This window comes from Zobellia roscoffensis, assembly GCF_015330165.1.
Taxonomy (GTDB): Bacteria; Bacteroidota; Bacteroidia; order Flavobacteriales; family Flavobacteriaceae; genus Zobellia; species Zobellia roscoffensis.
Window position 1 is genome coordinate 4820767 of sequence record NZ_JADDXT010000002.1, and the last position, 18183, is coordinate 4838949.

At 36.3% G+C, this 18183-nt stretch carries 11 protein-coding genes; 2 read left to right on the forward strand and 9 right to left on the reverse strand.

Features of this window, described 5'->3' with window-relative positions; genetic code table 11:
- Positions 1-8: 8 nt before the first annotated feature.
- The gene (locus tag IWC72_RS19670; protein ID WP_194530968.1) at positions 9-1496 is read left to right on the forward strand and encodes a RagB/SusD family nutrient uptake outer membrane protein; all 1488 of its coding nucleotides are present in this window, start codon (positions 9-11) and stop codon (positions 1494-1496) included.
- A gap of 123 nt (positions 1497-1619) precedes the next feature.
- Positions 1620-4931: a VCBS repeat-containing protein gene (locus IWC72_RS19675; protein ID WP_194530969.1), complete on the forward strand. Its 3312-nt coding sequence runs from the start codon at positions 1620-1622 to the stop codon at positions 4929-4931.
- Between the two features lie 57 nt (positions 4932-4988).
- Here the strand turns inward: IWC72_RS19675 and IWC72_RS19680 are convergent, their stop codons facing one another.
- The 9 genes from IWC72_RS19680 to IWC72_RS19720 all read right to left on the reverse strand — a co-directional run bounded on the left by IWC72_RS19680 (position 4989) and on the right by IWC72_RS19720 (position 17923).
- Positions 4989-6011: a glycoside hydrolase family 43 protein gene (locus tag IWC72_RS19680; RefSeq protein WP_194530970.1), complete on the reverse strand. Its 1023-nt coding sequence runs from the start codon at positions 6009-6011 to the stop codon at positions 4989-4991.
- A gap of 28 nt (positions 6012-6039) precedes the next feature.
- Positions 6040-7497, reverse strand: a complete 1458-nt coding sequence (locus tag IWC72_RS19685; RefSeq protein ID WP_194530971.1) for an MFS transporter — start codon at positions 7495-7497, stop codon at positions 6040-6042.
- Positions 7498-7502: 5 nt separating this feature from the next.
- A complete protein-coding gene (locus IWC72_RS19690; RefSeq protein WP_194530972.1) occupies positions 7503-8642 on the reverse strand; it encodes an endo-1,4-beta-xylanase in 1140 nt (379 codons plus the stop codon).
- A gap of 283 nt (positions 8643-8925) precedes the next feature.
- Positions 8926-9423, reverse strand: coding sequence for a GNAT family N-acetyltransferase (locus IWC72_RS19695; protein ID WP_317171420.1), 498 nt, complete (start codon positions 9421-9423; stop codon positions 8926-8928).
- 111 nt (positions 9424-9534) lie between these two features.
- Positions 9535-13674 (reverse strand): hybrid sensor histidine kinase/response regulator, encoded by a 4140-nt coding sequence (locus IWC72_RS19700; protein ID WP_194530973.1) that lies wholly within the window; start codon positions 13672-13674, stop codon positions 9535-9537.
- A 157-nt stretch (positions 13675-13831) separates the two neighbouring features.
- A complete protein-coding gene (locus IWC72_RS19705; protein WP_194530974.1) occupies positions 13832-14326 on the reverse strand; it encodes a hypothetical protein in 495 nt (164 codons plus the stop codon).
- Between the two features lie 120 nt (positions 14327-14446).
- The gene (fsa, locus tag IWC72_RS19710) at positions 14447-15106 is read right to left on the reverse strand and encodes a fructose-6-phosphate aldolase (protein WP_194530975.1); all 660 of its coding nucleotides are present in this window, start codon (positions 15104-15106) and stop codon (positions 14447-14449) included.
- 5 nt (positions 15107-15111) lie between these two features.
- Positions 15112-16437, reverse strand: a complete 1326-nt coding sequence (gene xylA, locus IWC72_RS19715; protein ID WP_194527877.1) for a xylose isomerase — start codon at positions 16435-16437, stop codon at positions 15112-15114.
- 1 nt (position 16438) lies between these two features.
- Positions 16439-17923 carry a xylulokinase gene (locus tag IWC72_RS19720; protein WP_194530976.1) on the reverse strand — a complete coding sequence of 495 codons (1485 nt, stop codon included), beginning with the start codon at positions 17921-17923 and terminating at the stop codon, positions 16439-16441.
- Between the last annotated feature and the right edge of the window lie 260 nt (positions 17924-18183).

Below are 18183 nucleotides of genomic sequence, written 5' to 3' on the forward strand. Positions count from 1 at the left end.
AAAAGATTATGAAAAAAACTAAAATACTAGTAACGGTCTTAGCAACGATCGGCCTTGTGCTTTCGTGTAATGAAGACTCATTAGAATTAACGAATCCAAACGAGCTTTCGCCAGACACTTTCTTTGCGAACCAAACTCAGGTTCAGTCTGCCGTAAATGCCGTATACTCCAACCTACAAACCAGAGGTCTATATAGCCGTCATATGTTTTTTATGATGGATAATATGTCCCACGAAAATGGGGGGAACAACCAGTTAGAAGCAGATAAACGTCAATATTTAGATTTCTCGTTCGACTCCAGCCATGGTGCTATTGGAGCCTATTGGGAAAGTTGCTACAGAGGCATTAATAAAGCAAATTTCGTTATAGAAAATGAGACCAAAATTAATGAGATTTTACCTTCTCAGATGAGCGACGACTTAAAGAAAAAGGCAATTGGTGAGGCTAAATTCTTGCGTGCATTATTTCATTTCTTTATCGTAACCAGATATGGTGATGCCCCTCTTGTTACCACCTTACCACCTGATGATGGCACTGGTCCTGGTAAAAGTCCTAGCTCTGAAATATATGCGCAAATCATTAAAGACTTACAAGAGGCTATACCTACTTTAAAATCAAAAGGCGATGAAGAGAACGGACGTGCCACTAAAGGAGCTGCACAAGCCTTACTGGGTAAGGTTTATTTATTCTTGGAGCAATATGATGATGCTTTAACCCAATTCTCCGCTTTAAACGGTTATAGCTTAGAAGACAATTACTTTGACAATTTCATGGAAGAAACTGAACATGGTGAAGAGTCTATCTTTGAAATTGAATACAATGATGATTTTGGTACCAGTGCACAATGGAATTCTGACCGTAGCGGTCAAGGTCCTAACGAGGCTACCTTTAGAGGTCAGGAATATGGTTTTAATGATTGGTTTAATGTTTTTCCTTCAGATGACTTATTAGAAGAGTATGAAATTGGAGACATTCGTTTTGAGCAATCTTTCTATGTAAACGGTGATACTTTTGGGCCTGATGGTTCATTAACTGTAGATGCTTTTCCAAGTAATGGCGGTGGTAATGCCGGATGGGCTAAATACAACAACTACTACAAAGATGCGAACGAAGATCAAACTTCAGGTATTAACTTTAAGTATTTGAGATATGCAGATGTATTGTTAATGATGGCGGAGTGCGAGAGCATGAGACCAGGTGGTGACCAAGATGTTGCTGTAGGCTATATTAACGAAGTCCGCGAAAGGGCTACATTAGCTCCATTGGCTACGGGCTTATCACAAGCTGAAGTATTTGAAGCTTTAGTGCACGAACGTAAAGTGGAATTGGCAGGAGAGCAAACCAGATTTAATGATATTATCCGATGGGGAATTGCTAGTACAGAATTAGCCAACACCCAATTTCAAGCTGGTAAACATGAGCTTTTACCAATACCTCAACCTGAAATAGATGCAAACATAAACATCTCTGCATCTGACCAGAATGCAGGGTATTAAAACGCTTAATTTTAGTTAGTTTTGAGTTAGTAATTTTAAAACAGTGTGTTTTGGTCGACACACTGTTTTTTGTTTCTATTCTATTTTTAAAAAACTGTATCTTAAATTTTTGAACACGAACAAATGGATATAAATATTTACAGTAAAACCTTAGTATACTCGTTTTTTATTCTTCTCTTCGCAAGTTGTACCGAAGAACAAATCAAAACGGATAGTAAGATATTTACTGGCTTAAAATCTGACCAAACAGGTGTTAATTTCAACAATACCCTTACTGAAAATGATTCCTTAAATTATTTCACCTACTCCTATTTATATATGGGCGGTGGTGTGGCAAGTGGCGACATCAATAATGACGGCTTAGTAGATCTCTTTTTTACCGGTAACCAAGTTTCCAATAAGCTATACCTAAATAAAGGCGAGCTTAAATTTCAAGATATTACAGAAAATGCAGGTATTTCTGGAGATGACCGCTGGTATACTGGCGTAACCATGGCAGATGTAAATGCGGATGGTCTTTTGGATATTTATTGTTCCGTAGGTGGTAAATTTGGACCAAAAGACAATGAACTATACATCAATAATGGAGATGAAACCTTTTCTGAAAAGGCTGCAGAATATGGCCTAAATGACATTGGAAATAGTGTGCAAGCTACTTTTTTTGATTATGATAAAGATGGTGACCTAGACCTATTTGTAGCCAACTACCCTCCTACTCAATTTGATTCTCCCACTTTTGCCTATGTTTATAAAATGGCAAATGTCAAAGACCATGAGTCTGGGCATTTGTACCAAAATAACGGAAATACGTTTACAGATGTTACCGAAGCTTCTGGCTTAAAGGCTTACGGACTTTCACTAAGTGCCACGGCAGGCGATCTCAATAATGACTCTTGGCCTGACCTTTATGTTTCCAATGATTTTAATTCTCCTGATTTTATGTACATCAATAACCAAGATGGCACATTTAAAGAGGTTGTAAAACAAGCCACATCGCAAACCGCATTTTATGGTATGGGTGCAGATATAGCCGATTTTAATGATGATGGCAACCTAGATATTTTTCAGGTAGATATGGATGCCAAATCAAACCGACGAAAGAAAGCCAATATGGCCAGCATGAATCCTAAACTTTTTTGGGATGTAGTCAATGCCGGGTTCCATTACCAATACATGCATAACTGTATGCAGGTTAACTCGGGAGTTTTTGAAGATGGTATTCCACATTTTTCTAATGTTTCCAGAATAACCGGCACTTCTTCAACTGACTGGAGCTGGGGACCCCTTTTTGCAGATTTTGATAATGACGGGCACAAAGACCTTTTCGTATCTAACGGTACGCGTCGTGAGATTAACAATAATGATTATTTCAATAAGCTGAAATCTATCAAAATAAAAAGCGATACGCTATTAGAGTTAAGTCAAAAAATACCATCGGAGAAAATTGATAATTTCATTTTCAAAAATATGGGAAATCTAGAATTCAAAAGAGCCAACAAAGATTGGGGCATTGAATTCAAAGGTTTTTCCAATGGCGTAGCTTACGCCGATCTTGATAATGATGGTGATCTAGAACTTATTACCAATAATATAGATGATGAAGCTTCAATCTTTAAAAACAATGCTTCAGAAACCAATAATTATATTCAGATAAAATTCAAAGGTAATCAGAGTAACCAGTTTGGTCTTGGGTCTCGCGTTTATGTTACCGTTGACGGGAAAACCCAAATGCAAGAATTGACGCTTTCGAGAGGGTTTCAATCTTCCGTTGCTCCTATGCTTCATTTTGGATTGGGAGTTGCTTCAAAAGTAGACGAGCTAAAAGTAGTATGGCCTAATGGTAAAATCCAAAAATTAAATACCGTTGAGGCTAATCAAGCATTGACTCTAGATTTTAACAATGCTATTGTAGACACCGATGAAAACATCACTAAATCCAAAATATTCGCCACAGATAAAACTTCAAAATTTCCTGCATACAAACATACCGAAAACGAGTACGATGATTTTGAGGACCAGGTTTTACTTCCACATAAAATGTCATCTTTTGGTCCAACTTTAGCGGTGGGAGACCTTAATAACGATAGCTTAGAAGATTATTTTGTTGGAGGTTCTTCCGGTAATATAGGTAGTCTATTTATGCAAACTTCAACCGGGTTTCAAAAACACCCTTCTACCTTTTTAGAGGACGATATTAAAAGTGAAGATTCTGGCTCTTTAATTTTTGATGCCGATGGTGATGGAGATAATGACCTGTACGTAGTAAGCGGTGGGTATGAATTTTCAAATAATTCCGAAGCTCTCCAAGACCGATTATACCTAAATGATGGTCAAGGAAATTTTACTAAAGCAAACGCTACTGCTCTACCTGATTTAAAAATAAGCGGTTCCAAGGTCTATCAATCCGATTTTAATGGTGATGGTAAACCTGACCTTTTGGTATTAGGTAGACAAGTTCCTAAAAACTTTCCCAGCCCTGCTACGAGTCACATTTTAAAAAACATGAGTAGTAATGGCAAGGTTAGTTTTGAAATCTTTGAAGAAATACAACCCAAAGAATTTCAAAATCTAGGGATGGCTACCAGTGCCGTAATTACAGATTATGATAATGATGGCAGACAGGATATTATGATTGTTGGAGAATGGATGCCCATACGTATGTTCCATAATACCAAAACAGGGTTTGAAGAAGTTTCTGAATCTTTAGGGTTAACAAAAGATACCACTGGCTGGTGGTGGAGCGTACAACAGGGGGATTTTGACAATGATGGCGATATGGATTATGTAGTTGGCAATAATGGTCAAAACTACAAATACAAAGCCACCGAAGAAGAAACTTTTGATATTTTCGTAAGTGATTTTGACAAAGATAACAACCAAGACATTGTACTAAGTTATTACAATGACGGCAAGCAATATCCCGTGCGTGGCCGAGGCTGTTCATCGCAGCAGATTCCTGCCATAAAACAAAAATTTCAGAATTACGAGAGTTTTGCAGAAGCTACTTTAGAAGATGTGTATACCGAAAAATCTCTGGAGTCCGCACTTCATTATCAAGTGAAATCTTTTGCCAGTATCTATTTAGAAAATAGGGATGGAAAATTCATAGTTCGCGAGCTTCCGATTTTAGCCCAAACTTCTAGCATTAATGAGATACTAATAGATGATTATAACCTAGATGGTAATCTGGATATCCTTGTAGCAGGAAACCTTTATGCTTCTGAAGTTGAAACCCCGCGTAACGATGCCGGTCATGGATTATTTTTAGAAGGAAATGGTAAAGGAGAGTTCACAGCAATTCCCGCATCAGACAGTGGTTTTTTTGTCTCTGGTGATGTGAAGAATATGTCTAGCATACAATTAAACTCACAGCCTTATATCATCGCTGCAAAAAATAATGACCACCTTCAATTCATTGAATTGAAAAAGAAATAAGAAAAGAAAAAGGGACTATTATTTCAATAGTCCCTTTTTCTTATTTTAATATTCAATTTACTTTTGCGTATAAGGATCTAAAGTCACTATGCTCCCATCTGAATTATAGGTAATTTCTGCAACCTTCACAGAACGTAAATGAGTTACGCCTTTAGATAGGCTAGAATCATGATAGAATAAATACCACTTACCTTCTACCTCACAAATGGAATGATGAGAGGTCCAACCTACAACAGGATTCAATATACGTCCAGTATAGGTAAATGGTCCGTATGGGTTATCTCCTATCGCATAGCAGATAAAATGGGTGTCTCCCGTAGAATAGGAAAAGTAATATTTACCATCATATTTATGTATCCAAGAAGCTTCAAAGAAACGTCTATCATTATCGGCCTCTAAAAGTAATTTCCCATCTGCATCTAAAATTTGCACCTCTTTTGGCTCTTCTGCAAACTCTAGCATATCGTCCGTTAATTTGGCTACAATAGGTAATAGCGCCACTTCTTCTGGTTCTGGCATTTCATTGCTTTTATCGTATGTATTATTACGATATTTTTGAAGCTGTCCGCCCCAAATTCCACCAAAATACATATAATAACTACCATCTTCATCTTCAAAAACTGCAGGGTCTATAGAGTAACTTCCTTGTATTGCTTCAGGCTGTGGCACAAAAGGCCCTTCTGGAGCATCACCTACAGCTACGCCTATTTTGAAAATTCCGTCATAACCTCGCGCAGGAAAATATAAATAATACTTACCATTTTTATGTGCTGCATCTGGTGCCCACATTTGTTTTTCTGCCCACGGCACATCATCAACATGAAGCGCTACACCATTATCAACTGCTTCACTATGTACTCCATCCATAGAAATCACATGATAATCCTCCATGGCAAAATGGCTCCCTAAATCATCAAAGGGAATCCCTGCTTCTATGTCATGGGACGGGTAGATATATATTTTTCCATTAAAAACATGAGCGGAGGGATCTGCAGTGTATATATTCTTTACCAACGGCTGAGAAATAGCTGTTTCGTTCAACTTATCAAAATCGATATTTTCTATAGATTCTTCTGGCATGTGATATTCGTATTATGTTATGCGTTATTTATTTTAGTCTTCGTTTCTTTAAATCTACCTCTATCTGAGTTTCCATCTTTTTATTTATCTCATATAAAAATAGCAAAGCAATTCCCAATAAAAACGGAATTGCCGGGTAAATACTAACTAGCATTTTTGTTCCTAGAACTGCACTTTCTGGTTGCACAATAGCTTCTCCCGCAACCATGGCTTCTTTTGAAATATAACCATACGCTCCTAAAATACCAGTAACCAATGAGCTCCCAATACTTAGACCTCCTTTTAATCCCACCATCATAGCAGAGAAAATTATGGCTGTGGCTCTTCTATTGTTCTTCCATTCCGAGAAATCTGCTACGTCTGCAATCATAGCCCATAATAAGGGTATGGTCAACCCATAAAAGAAGCCATGAAAAATCTGAGAAGTAAAAATAAGCCCGACCGAAGTTGGTAAAAAGAAGTAAAAGAAAATAATAAAAAGCGTTGATATAAAAAGCGCTACCATAAAGACATCTCGCTTTCCATATTTATCGGCAAATCTTTTTGATAGCGTAATACCAAAAATCATAAAAATAATACCACCGGCATTAAAAAGTCCAAAACCCGCAGAAACCGGATTCTCACCAAAAAAATTGACACCAATAGATGCTAGAGCATCTAAAATAGGTTGTATAAAAATCGTCAAACTTTCTTTATCCACATAGTTCTCAAAGTAATACACATAAGACCCACCTTTCATTGCCAAGGTCACAAATACGAGCGTGGTAAGCACCAACATAATAATCCATGGTATATTACTGAATAAATCACCCAAATCTTCTTTTAAGGTAGATTTCTGCTCCGCAGTAGGAACAATACGTTCTTTAGTAGTTAAAAAAGTAATAATGAGCATGACCGTGCCAATAATAGCCAACCAAGTCATAACAACCTCTATACCCATAGCTTTATCTCCATTACCTGCAGATTCAATTATAGGCAGCATAAATACCTGCACAAAAAACTGTGCGAACATCACACCTACGAAGCGATAAGCGGACAGGCTATTCCTTTCGCCCATATCGCCTGTAATTACGCCACTTAATGCAGAGTACGGCAAATTATTAGCCGCATATAAAAGCAGTAAAAATGTATACGTAACCACCGCATAAATAACCTTGCCCTTATAATTAAAACCAGGTGTGCTGAAAGCCAAAAGAGCTACAACACCCAGAGGAACCGCCGTAAATAAAATCCAAGGTCTAAACTTGCCCCATTTAGAAGTCGTACGATCCGCAAGAGCACCTATGATAGGGTTGAAACCGAATGCCGCAATAAGACCAACCGTTAGTATAATGGCCGATGCATGGCTAGTTTCCAAACCATAAATATCTGTATAGAAATAGGCCAGATAAGTCATTAAAGTCTGAAAGACCAAGTTAGCCGCTAAATCACCTAGGCTGTAACCGATTTTCTCCTTTACAGATAATTTTTGAGATTCTAGATTCATAAGAATTACTGTTGGTTGGTTGAATCTGTTTTAAGTTCCATTACCGCCTGATATGCTTTTTTCGCTTCAAATTTTCTATCAAAAAGTAAAGGGTAATTAGTTCTATTAGTAATTGGCCAATTGTTAAGCCATGAACTTTGGTCATTCACACCCCAGAAAGTAACCCTATCAATCTTATCACTGTGTTTTAAAAAGAGTTTAAAAATATCCTTGTAACGCTGGGCTAACTGCACTTCTACAGAATCTGGCAAAGCATTTGGGTAAGGATTCATTTCTTCGCTCTCCTCATAGTTTTGACCAATTTCTGCGCCCTCCAATCCCCAAGGGTTTGGTAAAACGGTAACATCCAATTCTGTAATGGAAACCTTTAAACCCAGTTTTGCATAGGCCACAATACTATTCTCTACTTCTTCTAATGAAGGTTCTGTCAAACCCCAATGTGCCTGCATACCTACTCCGTTAATCTTAGCTCCGCTTTTTTGAAGATTTTCTATAAGCCGTATAGCCCCTTCCCGCTTTTTGGGTTTCCACATATTATAATCGTTATAATATAACTCTGCAGATGGGTCTGCTTTTTCTGCAAGCTTAAATGCAAATTCTAAATACCGTTCTCCCATCACCTTTAAAAAGACAGATTCCCTTAGCGAACCATCTTCATTTAAAGCCTCGTTTACCACATCCCAACCATCAATTTTACCACTATACCTACTTGCTACTGTCGTAATATGATCACGGATATAATTTGCCATGGTAGCACTATCATTTACGGTATTCATCCATGGCCCTATCTGGCTATGCCATAAAAGTGTATGACCAATAACGAACATGTTATTTTCTTTACCAAGAGCCACATACTTGTCGGCCATATCAAAATAAAACGTGTCTGGAGACGGATGAACCTCTTCCCATTTCATGACGTTTTCTGGACTAATAGTATTGAATTCTCTCTTTAAAACTTCAAGAGCTTTTTTATTTTTTCCAGTAATAATCTTGTCATTAATAGCTGCTCCTATATAAAACTCTTTCTTGTAAACTTTTTTAAGACTGTCAGCATCGTCTTCGGTTTGAAATGCACTTTCCTTAATTTTTCCAAAACCGAACAAAAACAACAGGATTACAAAAAATAACACAACAGTTTTAAACATATCATTAAATTAAAATGGTTAAATAGAGAAATCTATAATACAACTAGTCAATTGTATTGACTATGAATATGATAAAAGTCGTGAAATTACTAGGTTACCTATATTACAAATGAAGCGCTGTATAGAACATTTGTGGCATTTTGCCTCATAAAAGCGATGAGCTTTAAGTAATTGGGCATGACGCAGAAATTGCGAGTGATTAAAACTCAAGTTTTTAAATGTAGAAAATGAGGGGTTTTAATTAAGATTTAATAGGGTCAATTCATTGCTAAACCACCCTATTTTAGGTTTCTTCCGCATTGCCTTTAGTAGTTTCTATTCCTTTATATACATTTGGATTATGCTTTTCCATGTAAAATTCAGGATGGGGCAATTCTGTAAATCCAAATTTCTTATAAAGCCATTCTGCAGTGTCAGTTAGTAAAATCCATCGTCTTAATCCTTGTAGCTTTGGATGTTCCATGATTTCATTTATCAACCATTTACTTAATCCATTTCCTCTATATTCTTTAAGAACAAATACATCTCCTAAATAGGCAATTGTGGAATAGTCTGAAATTATTCTGGCGTAGCCTATTTGTTTGTTATTATGATACAGTCCAAAATTCAAAGAGTTTTCAATGGATGTTTTTACGGTATTCATTGGAATTCCCTTAGCCCAATCAGTTTCTTTTGAAAGGAATTTGTGAATACTAAGAATATCCAATTTATCCTTATCAGTTGAAATGGTATAATCATTTCTATGTGTTTCTACTATTTCCAATCCAGTATATTTAATCATATAAAGATATGGATTTACCTAAAACAGTACATATACTTCTAGTGTTCCTGTAATCTAATTAAATCTACCGAAGTCTTAGGGTTTGTACTACAATAAAAAATTATCAAATGATTACTTAACCTCGGTAGGAAGAAAACCAAAATGAGCCTTGAAACACTTTGTGAAGTAAGAAGGTGAAGAAAAACCGACTTTAAAACATACTTCGCTAATAGACTCGTTCCCCGTTTCTATCATCTGCTTTGCTTTTTCAAGTCTAATATTCCTTAAGAATTCATTTGCGGAATACCCAGTAAGTGCTTTTATTTTTCTATATAATTGGCTTCTACTAAGATTTACCTCTTCTGCCAATTGTTCCACATTTAGGTTTTCATCAGAGAGGTTAACCGTAATGTACTTTAACACCTTAGCAATAAAACTTTTGTCAAGTTCTGAAGTATTCTCCGGTACTTTTACATTACCTGAATCATTCAAATACTTATTGAACAAGACCTGTCTACTGCTCAATATCTGTTTTAATTGTGCCTTTAGTACAGTCATCTCAAAAGGTTTGGTCAAATAAATATCTGCCCCACTATCTATTCCTTTAACCCAATCATCTGTCATTGTTTTGGCCGTTAACATGAGAATGGGTATATGGCTTGTCTTAAGGTCTTCTCTAATTCGCCTACAAAACTCAAAACCATCCATTTCTGGCATAACTACGTCTGTAAGAATAATATCCGGAGTTCTTTTTTCAGCGGCCTTTACCCCTTCGGTTCCATTTACAGCCTCAATTACAGTATAAAACTCTTTGAGCTCATTTCTTAAATACGTCCGTAGTTCTGCATTGTCTTCAACAATTAGCAGTGTGATAGCAGAACCTGGACTTACAAACCGGTCAACAATATCTTCTGTTGCCACGATTGGTTGCATGGTTTCACTTACGGGTTTTGGGCTCAAAAACAATTCACTAGGTTTAAAGTGAGCATTGCCCATGGGAAGAAAAATCCCAAACTTTGTACCCACGCCTTCTTCACTTTCTACTTCTATTTTACCTTTTAAAAGATCAACAAAACTTTTTACCACTTCCAAACCAATACCTGTACCACCGTAATACTGGCTGTTCATTTTTTCCACTTGATAAAAACGTTCAAAAACTTTTTTCAGGTCTTCCTGTCCAATACCACTCCCCGTATCTTCGACACTTATTTCCAAGGCTTGGTACATCTCATTCTCATCTATGTGAGGAAATACAATTTTGTTTATGGTCTTAAAAACACTTACCGTTATTTCTCCTTGTTCAGGTGTAATTTTAAACGCATTAGAAAGTATATTAAAAATAACCTTTTCCAGCATAGAAGGGTCACTCCACAGCGTTATTGGCGGTTCTTCTGACTCCACCAAAAGCTGTATGTTCTTTTGCATTGCCTCTTCTTCAAAGTGATGGGTGATTTCCTTTACAAAACCTACGGCTTCCAATTCTGACACTTTAACATTGAGTTTATTGATATCTAGTTTTCTAAAATCCATCAACTCATCAATCAACCGTTTTAACCTGTTGGTATTTTTGTAGATGATTCCTAATTTCTCCATTACCTTTTTAGAGAATGCAGGTCCGGATTCACCAAGAATATCTTCTAGAGGGTTTAAAATAAGGGTAAGTGGCGTTCTAAACTCATGCGAAATATTGGTGAAAAACTGAATTTTCCTATCGTTCAATACTTCTTCTTGTAATCGTTTTTCTCGCTCAAACTGAACCATTCTTTTCTCGCGTATTCTTTGGCTCGTAAGATTTACTAAAAAATAAGTGATAAGTAGCAGTATCAAAACATATCCTAGAATAGCCAGATTGGTACTCCACCACGGAGCCAAAATAGTAAGTCCTAACGTTTTTGGTGTTTCGTTCCACACACCATCATTATTGGCCGCCTTTACTTTAAAAACATAATCTCCCGGTGGAAGATTCGTATAGGTAGCACTTCTATTTTCCCCAACATAATTCCAGCGGTTATCAAAACCTTGTAAGAAATAAGCATACTGATTCTTTTTGGGCCTTGTGAAATTAATTCCTGCATATTCTATACTAAAAACAGACTGTTTATGGTTTAGGGTAATTCTTTCTGTTTTGCCAATAACTTTTTTTAGAGGCGACTCTTCAACATTTGGAATAACCGACTTATTAAAAAGCTTAAAGTCCGTAAAATAAACTCGTGGTAAGATATTATTGAAACTTAATTTTTTTGGATTTATAGAATTAACACCCTCATAACTGCCAAAATATAAAATACCAGAATCGTCCTTATATGCAGAATTATAATTAAAATCATTAGCTAATAAGCCGTCATGTACATTAAAATTCTTAAAATCTTCTTTTTCTACGTTCAATCTAGAAATCCCATTATTTCCGCTTAGCCAAATATCTCCATTATCATCTTCTTGAATTGAAGCTATAGTCCCTTGGCCAAGTCCATCTTTTTGTCCATACCATGTAAATGTATCTTCTTGCGAATTGTATTTGCATACTCCCCCACCATTGGTTCCTATCCATATTATCTTCCTACTGTCCTCAAATAATGATACAACCCTATCCACAAGTAGATGTTGTCCTGTATCTGCGTACATACGCTCTACCAAAGAAATAACCTTCTCCCCAGGAGAAAAATCAATAGGTATTTTAAAAAGACCTCCTGTCGTACCTATCCAAAGAAAGTCATTACTATCTACTAACAATTTGCGTACTTCTCCATGGCTAGGAAGTGTGTCATTGAAAATTTGAGTATTATGAGACGTAAATTTTTTAGTTTTTGGTTCATAAGAATGTACCCCTTCTTCATATGAACCAATCCAAATTATTCCATTTTTATCTTCATCAAATGTCATTATACGGTTATTTGTCAACCCCCCGTTTGTATTTGACGTTGTATAATTTATAAAAGTTGATGTGTTTTTTGGAAGAAAATAAATACCAGAATCCCACGTACCTACCCAAAGATTATTTTGACTATCAAAAAACATTCCCGTAACCGCTACCGCATTAAGGTTTTTTGCAATGGGGTTTTGGTTATCTTTTAAATGAACAATTTTTTCTTCTACAGAATCGTATACATCTATGCCACCACCATCTAAACCAAACCATAACCTACCCTCTTCATCACTTACAATAGCTGTAACTGAGGATAAAATAAGAGAATTGTTAATATGATATAGGCTTTCGTTATTATTGAATTTATCATACAACTTATCATATACCCCTACCCCTTTATTATAATATCCAATCCAAATACGTTCTTGATTGTCTACAAACACAGACCATATGGAGTTTGACTTAACACTATGAACATCTGTCTTGTCATAACGGTAGTTCTTAATTAAGGTTCCATCTGTACTTAAAACAAAAAGCCCATCGTTTTCTGTACCACATATGATGTTTCCATCACCTGCCTGGTCTATTGCTAAAACCCGCTGCTGAGAGATAGGATAGTTATTTATTTTGTAGTTGCCAGAAGGCTGCAGTTTTACCTTAATTAACCCATCCGAAAAAGTACCCAACCAAATTGCACCTTCTTTATCTTGAAACATTGTTATAATGTTTCTATTCGGGTTTTTAATTCGTTTATTATAATCATTCAGAATCTGGGAGGGCATAATCTTAACCCCATCATATTCAAAAAGACCATGATTGGTAGCTATAAATATTTTACCCGAAACACTTTTTAATATACCAGTAACTTGAATTACTGATTTTGCTAGTGTAGACTGAAAAGGAATAGATTCACTTCTTAAGGTTTCTGGATCTACTCTAAACACTCCATGATAATATGAACCTACTAAAAGCTCTCCGTTAATACCATCTTGTATTGCATTAATAAGAACACCTCCCTCCAATGCTGTTCCGTCCTTTAATTGTACAGCATTGAAAATATCAAGCTCTCTATCATATACATCTAAACCTGTCTCTGTACCCACCCACAATCTATCTGAACTATCTATATAGGAAGTGAATATTAACGAATTACTTAATGATTTTGAATCGTTAACATCTTGCGTGTAAGTAGTTATATCAATGCCATTATATTTCCTCAGCCCTACTCCGTTAGTGCCCATCCAGATGAGCCCCATACTGTCTTGAACTATGGTAGAGACAGCTCTTTGCGTATTCTCTTGTTCTATATTTACGAAAGAATATTCGGATTTTGAATTTTGGGCATGTAAATAACCTTGTGTAGAAAACACAAAAACAACAAAAATTAAAAATATTTTAATACTCTTCATATACCTACACCACTTTGCTAGGTGTATTGTTAAATCTTATTTTTATACTAGGATAATATAAAGGCAAACAATTGATTTCTGAACCCGTTTGAAGATAGCTCAATTGTTCATTTCACGCAAATGATATAGTAATACCTTAATCCTGATCCATATGGATTCATTTTTTTATGTACCGAGTTTTCCAAAGGATTTCACCGCTATTATTTTTTCCTCCTAAATACACCTCCCTGTCTGACCGAAACTGGAAAGAAACCGTTTGCTGATGGTTCCCACTAAAATCATAATCAACCATAATCCAGTTATTTTTGTCCGAAAAACTACCCACTCCTGAAAAACACACTTCATTTTCATTTTGACCAAGAGCAACAATTTTATTGGTTATTGCATCATAACTTATCAATTCAACCAAAATAGGAACGTATCCCTCATTTCCTAATTGAAATACTTCAACTTGAATTGAATTACCATTCATTTTAGGAACGTTAACCATTTTTATTTCTGAGCGATCTCCTACAGGATTGTATTCAGCTGAAGCGGTACTAAACCATTCACCCACATACCGTTTTAAACATGAAGCTTGGTCTAATTTAGTTTCTTGTCCGTATGAACTTATAGCACACATTACTAAAACTAATAGTATTTTTCCTTTCATATTAAATACACCTAACGTAAAAAAAATAGAAATGGGATTAAACCAAATTGCCGGTAGTTATACCACCGGCAATAGAGTTTATTTTAATAAATTATTTCTAAATTAAACTCAGAAATGAACTTACTTAGTTATTCCCTTTTGGTAATCTGCTAAGAATTTCTCTAAACCACTATCCGTTAAAGGGTGTTTTAGTAAACCTTCAATTGCAGATAATGGACCGGTCATAACATCAGAACCTAATTTTGCACAGTTGATAACATGCATGGTATGACGTACAGAAGCGGACAAAATTTGTGTATTAAAATCATAGTTATCATAAATCAAACGTATCTCCTCGATCAAACGCATACCGTCTGTAGAAATATCATCTAATCTACCTAAGAATGGAGATACATACGTAGCGCCAGCTTTAGCCGCCAATAATGCCTGACCTACTGAAAACACTAGAGTAACGTTTGTTTTTATTCCTTTATCAGAGAAATATTTACATGCTTTTACACCATCTGCTATCATTGGTAATTTTACCACAATCTGAGGGTGTAAGGCGGCCAATTCTTCACCTTCTTTGATCATACCTGCATAATCGGTTGCAATAACCTCAGCAGAAACATCACCTTCAACTTTTTCACAAATTGCCAGGTAGTGTTTTAAAATATTGTCTTTTCCGGTAATACCTTCTTTAGCCATTAAAGAAGGGTTTGTAGTTACGCCATCCAAAACACCTAACTCATAGGCGCTTTGAATGTCGTCTAAATTTGCTGTATCTATAAAGAACTTCATATAGTTTAAATGTGTTGATTAATGATGTTTTCAAACAATTCTTGCTTACCGCTTCTTAACTGCAACTCGCCGTTTGTAGTTGCTAAATCGTATAAGTTTTCAAGACTCAATTTACCAGCTTCAAAGTCTTTTCCTTTACCAGAATCAAAAGAACTGTACCGATTCTCGCGTAGTTTAGTATAATCCGAAGAAGTCATAATCTTATCTGCAGTAAGCAATGCTCTGGCAAAAGTATCCGCTCCTCCAATGTGAGCTAAGAAAATATCTTCAAGATCAGTTGAGTTTCTTCTAATTTTAGCATCAAAGTTTACACCACCCCCTTGTAGACCACCTGCTTGTAAAAATACCAACATAGCCTCTGTAGTCTCCTGAATGTTGTTCGGGAACTGATCCGTATCCCAACCATTTTGGTAATCACCACGGTTAGCATCTAAACTACCTAACATTCCTGCTTTAGCTGCAACTTCCATTTCATGTTGGAAAGTATGCTGAGCCAAAGTTGCATGATTTACCTCTATGTTTATTTTGAAATCTTTATCCAATCCGTACTCTTTCAAGAAACCAATTGCTGTAGCCGAGTCAAAATCATACTGGTGCTTGGTTGGCTCCATTGGTTTTGGTTCAATAAAGAAATTACCTTTAAATCCTTGCTTACGAGCATAATCTCTAGCCATAGTTAAGAATTGTGCCATGTGATCTAATTCACGACCCATATTGGTGTTCAAAAGAGACATATAACCTTCACGACCTCCCCAGAAAACATAGTTCTCACCGTCTAACGCAATAGTTGCATCCATCGCTAATTTTACTTGACCACCTGCTCTAGCAACCACATCAAAATCTGGGTTTGTAGCAGCACCGTTCATGTATCTCGGATTAGAGAAACAGTTAGCCGTACCCCACAATAACTTAATACCTGAAGCAGCTTTCTTTTCTTTGATATACTCAGTAATAGTAGCCAATCTTTTTTCTGATTCAGTAAAAGTTGGACCTTCTTGAATCAAATCAAAATCATGGAAACAGAAATAATCAAATCCCATTTTGCTGATAAATTCAAAGGCTGCATCTGCCTTATCTTTTGCCGCTTGAACAGCATCTGAAGATGCATCCCAAAGAAAATTCTGCGTACCAGGACCAAATGGGTCGGAACCTTGTCCACAGAACGTATGCCAGTAAGCAATAGCAAACTTAAAATGTTCACTCATAGTCTTACCTGCAACAACCTGGTCTGGGTTGTAATATTTAAACGCTAAAGGGTTGTCAGATTCTTTCCCTTCAAACTTAATGTCTCCAATTCCTTTAAAGTACTCTTTGTCTCCTAATAATGCCATGTTACTTGTTTTTTAATACTTGTTCTAATTCTTTTTTCCATGCAGAATATGCAGATTGTAATGCTTCTTTTTCTTCGGAAGGTTTATAGCTCATAACATAATCATTAGCCATAATTTGCTCTCCAAAGCTTGTAAAATCACCATCACTTAAAATACAGGCCCTTGCTGCTCCAATGGCACCTGTGGTATTATATATTTCAATTTCCCTATCAATAAGAGTTGCTATTGTATTTGAAAAAATCTCCGAACGGAAAAGGTTATCATTTCCCGCACGTATTTTAGTCGCTGTAATTCCGTCAGACCTTAGAATTTCCATTCCATAAACGAATGAAAATGCAATACCTTCCAACGAAGCCCTGCACAAATGTGCTTTGGTGTGATTGTTCAAATTAATGCCGAAAATATTCGTACCTAAATCTTTATTATTTAGCATACGCTCGGCACCATTACCGAAAGGCAATATTTTTACGCCATCGGAACCTTGTGGAACCGAATTGGCCAAATCGTTCATTTTATCATACGAAGCAACGTCCAAGTTATTCAACATCCAACGGTACTGAATACCGGCTCCATTTATACAAAGTAGCTTCCCTACAAAACGATTATCCTGGTTATAATTTACGTGTGCAAAGTTGTTGACTCTTGAGCTTTCCTTTACCGAAAGATTATCAGTTACTGCGTAAATTACTCCAGATGTTCCTCCCGTAGCCGCAACTTCTCCCGGGTTAAAAACATTTAGAGACAAGGCATTATTGGGCTGGTCTCCTGCTCTATATAAAATAGGCGTACCAACATTTAAACCTGACTCCTTTGCCCCTTGTTCCGAAACTTTACTTTGTATAGAAAAGGTATCTACTATTTCGGGAACGTGAGATTCATTCAATCCGTAATAATCCAATAACCATGTGGCTAGACTATTGGTTTTGAAATCCCAAAAAATTCCTTCTGACAATCCGGATAAAGTCGTGTTCGCAATACCGCTTAACCTAGTCGCTATATAATCGCCAGGTAACATAAACTTATGGATACGTTTAAAAAGCTCCGGCTCATTATCTTTTACCCATTTCAACTTTGACGCTGTAAAGTTGGAAGGTGAGTTCAATAGATTCTCACTGCAACGGTCATTGCCAAGTGCATCAAATGCCTTTTGACCAATTTCTACCGCTCTACTATCGCACCAAATAATAGAATCACGCAACGGTTTAAGGTCCTGGTCTACCACAACCAAACCATGCATTTGGTATGAAATACCAACTCCGGTAACCTCTTCTGGTTTAATGTTATTTTCAGACAGCAATGTTTTTGTTGCGGTACAAACATGCTTCCACCAAGTATCAGGATCCTGTTCTGCCCAACCATTATTGATGGCAAGAATATCCATTTCCTTTTTGGGTTCGCTCACCACAGCAAAAGGTTTACCTGTACTTACCTCAACCAAGGCAGCCTTTATAGACGAACTTCCAATATCATAACCTATACTATACATATTTCTTGATGTTTGTAAGTGCTTTTATTCTTTGAACGAATTTCCTAAACAGTTCCTATTCAATTCAAAACCAAGCCCTTTTGTCAAATTTAAACTATAACTTAAAACGAGTTGTAGATAATTCGTTTCCGTACTAAAAATACGAAATAGAAACATTTTTAAATTCAAAATTTCACAACCACAACCTATTTAAAATCAGATATTTACAATTATTTGTATTTTTCGAAATGGGTTTCGTAAAAAGCGTAGCACCAAAATGT

Bases quoted from the DNA above. Each gene is read 5' to 3' on its own strand.
- IWC72_RS19680 (WP_194530970.1), bottom strand. From the start codon at position 6,011: ATGCCAGAAGAATCTATAGAAAATATCGATTTTGATAAGTTGAACGAA.
- IWC72_RS19695 (WP_317171420.1), bottom strand. From the start codon at position 9,423: ATGATTAAATATACTGGATTGGAAATAGTAGAAACACATAGAAATGAT.
- fsa (WP_194530975.1), bottom strand. From the start codon at position 15,106: ATGAAGTTCTTTATAGATACAGCAAATTTAGACGACATTCAAAGCGCC.
- IWC72_RS19685 (WP_194530971.1), bottom strand. From the start codon at position 7,497: ATGAATCTAGAATCTCAAAAATTATCTGTAAAGGAGAAAATCGGTTAC.
- IWC72_RS19670 (WP_194530968.1), top strand. From the start codon at position 9: ATGAAAAAAACTAAAATACTAGTAACGGTCTTAGCAACGATCGGCCTT.
- IWC72_RS19720 (WP_194530976.1), bottom strand. From the start codon at position 17,923: ATGTATAGTATAGGTTATGATATTGGAAGTTCGTCTATAAAGGCTGCC.
- IWC72_RS19705 (WP_194530974.1), bottom strand. From the start codon at position 14,326: ATGAAAGGAAAAATACTATTAGTTTTAGTAATGTGTGCTATAAGTTCA.
- IWC72_RS19690 (WP_194530972.1), bottom strand. From the start codon at position 8,642: ATGTTTAAAACTGTTGTGTTATTTTTTGTAATCCTGTTGTTTTTGTTC.
- IWC72_RS19675 (WP_194530969.1), top strand. From the start codon at position 1,620: ATGGATATAAATATTTACAGTAAAACCTTAGTATACTCGTTTTTTATT.
- xylA (WP_194527877.1), bottom strand. From the start codon at position 16,437: ATGGCATTATTAGGAGACAAAGAGTACTTTAAAGGAATTGGAGACATT.
- IWC72_RS19700 (WP_194530973.1), bottom strand. From the start codon at position 13,674: ATGAAGAGTATTAAAATATTTTTAATTTTTGTTGTTTTTGTGTTTTCT.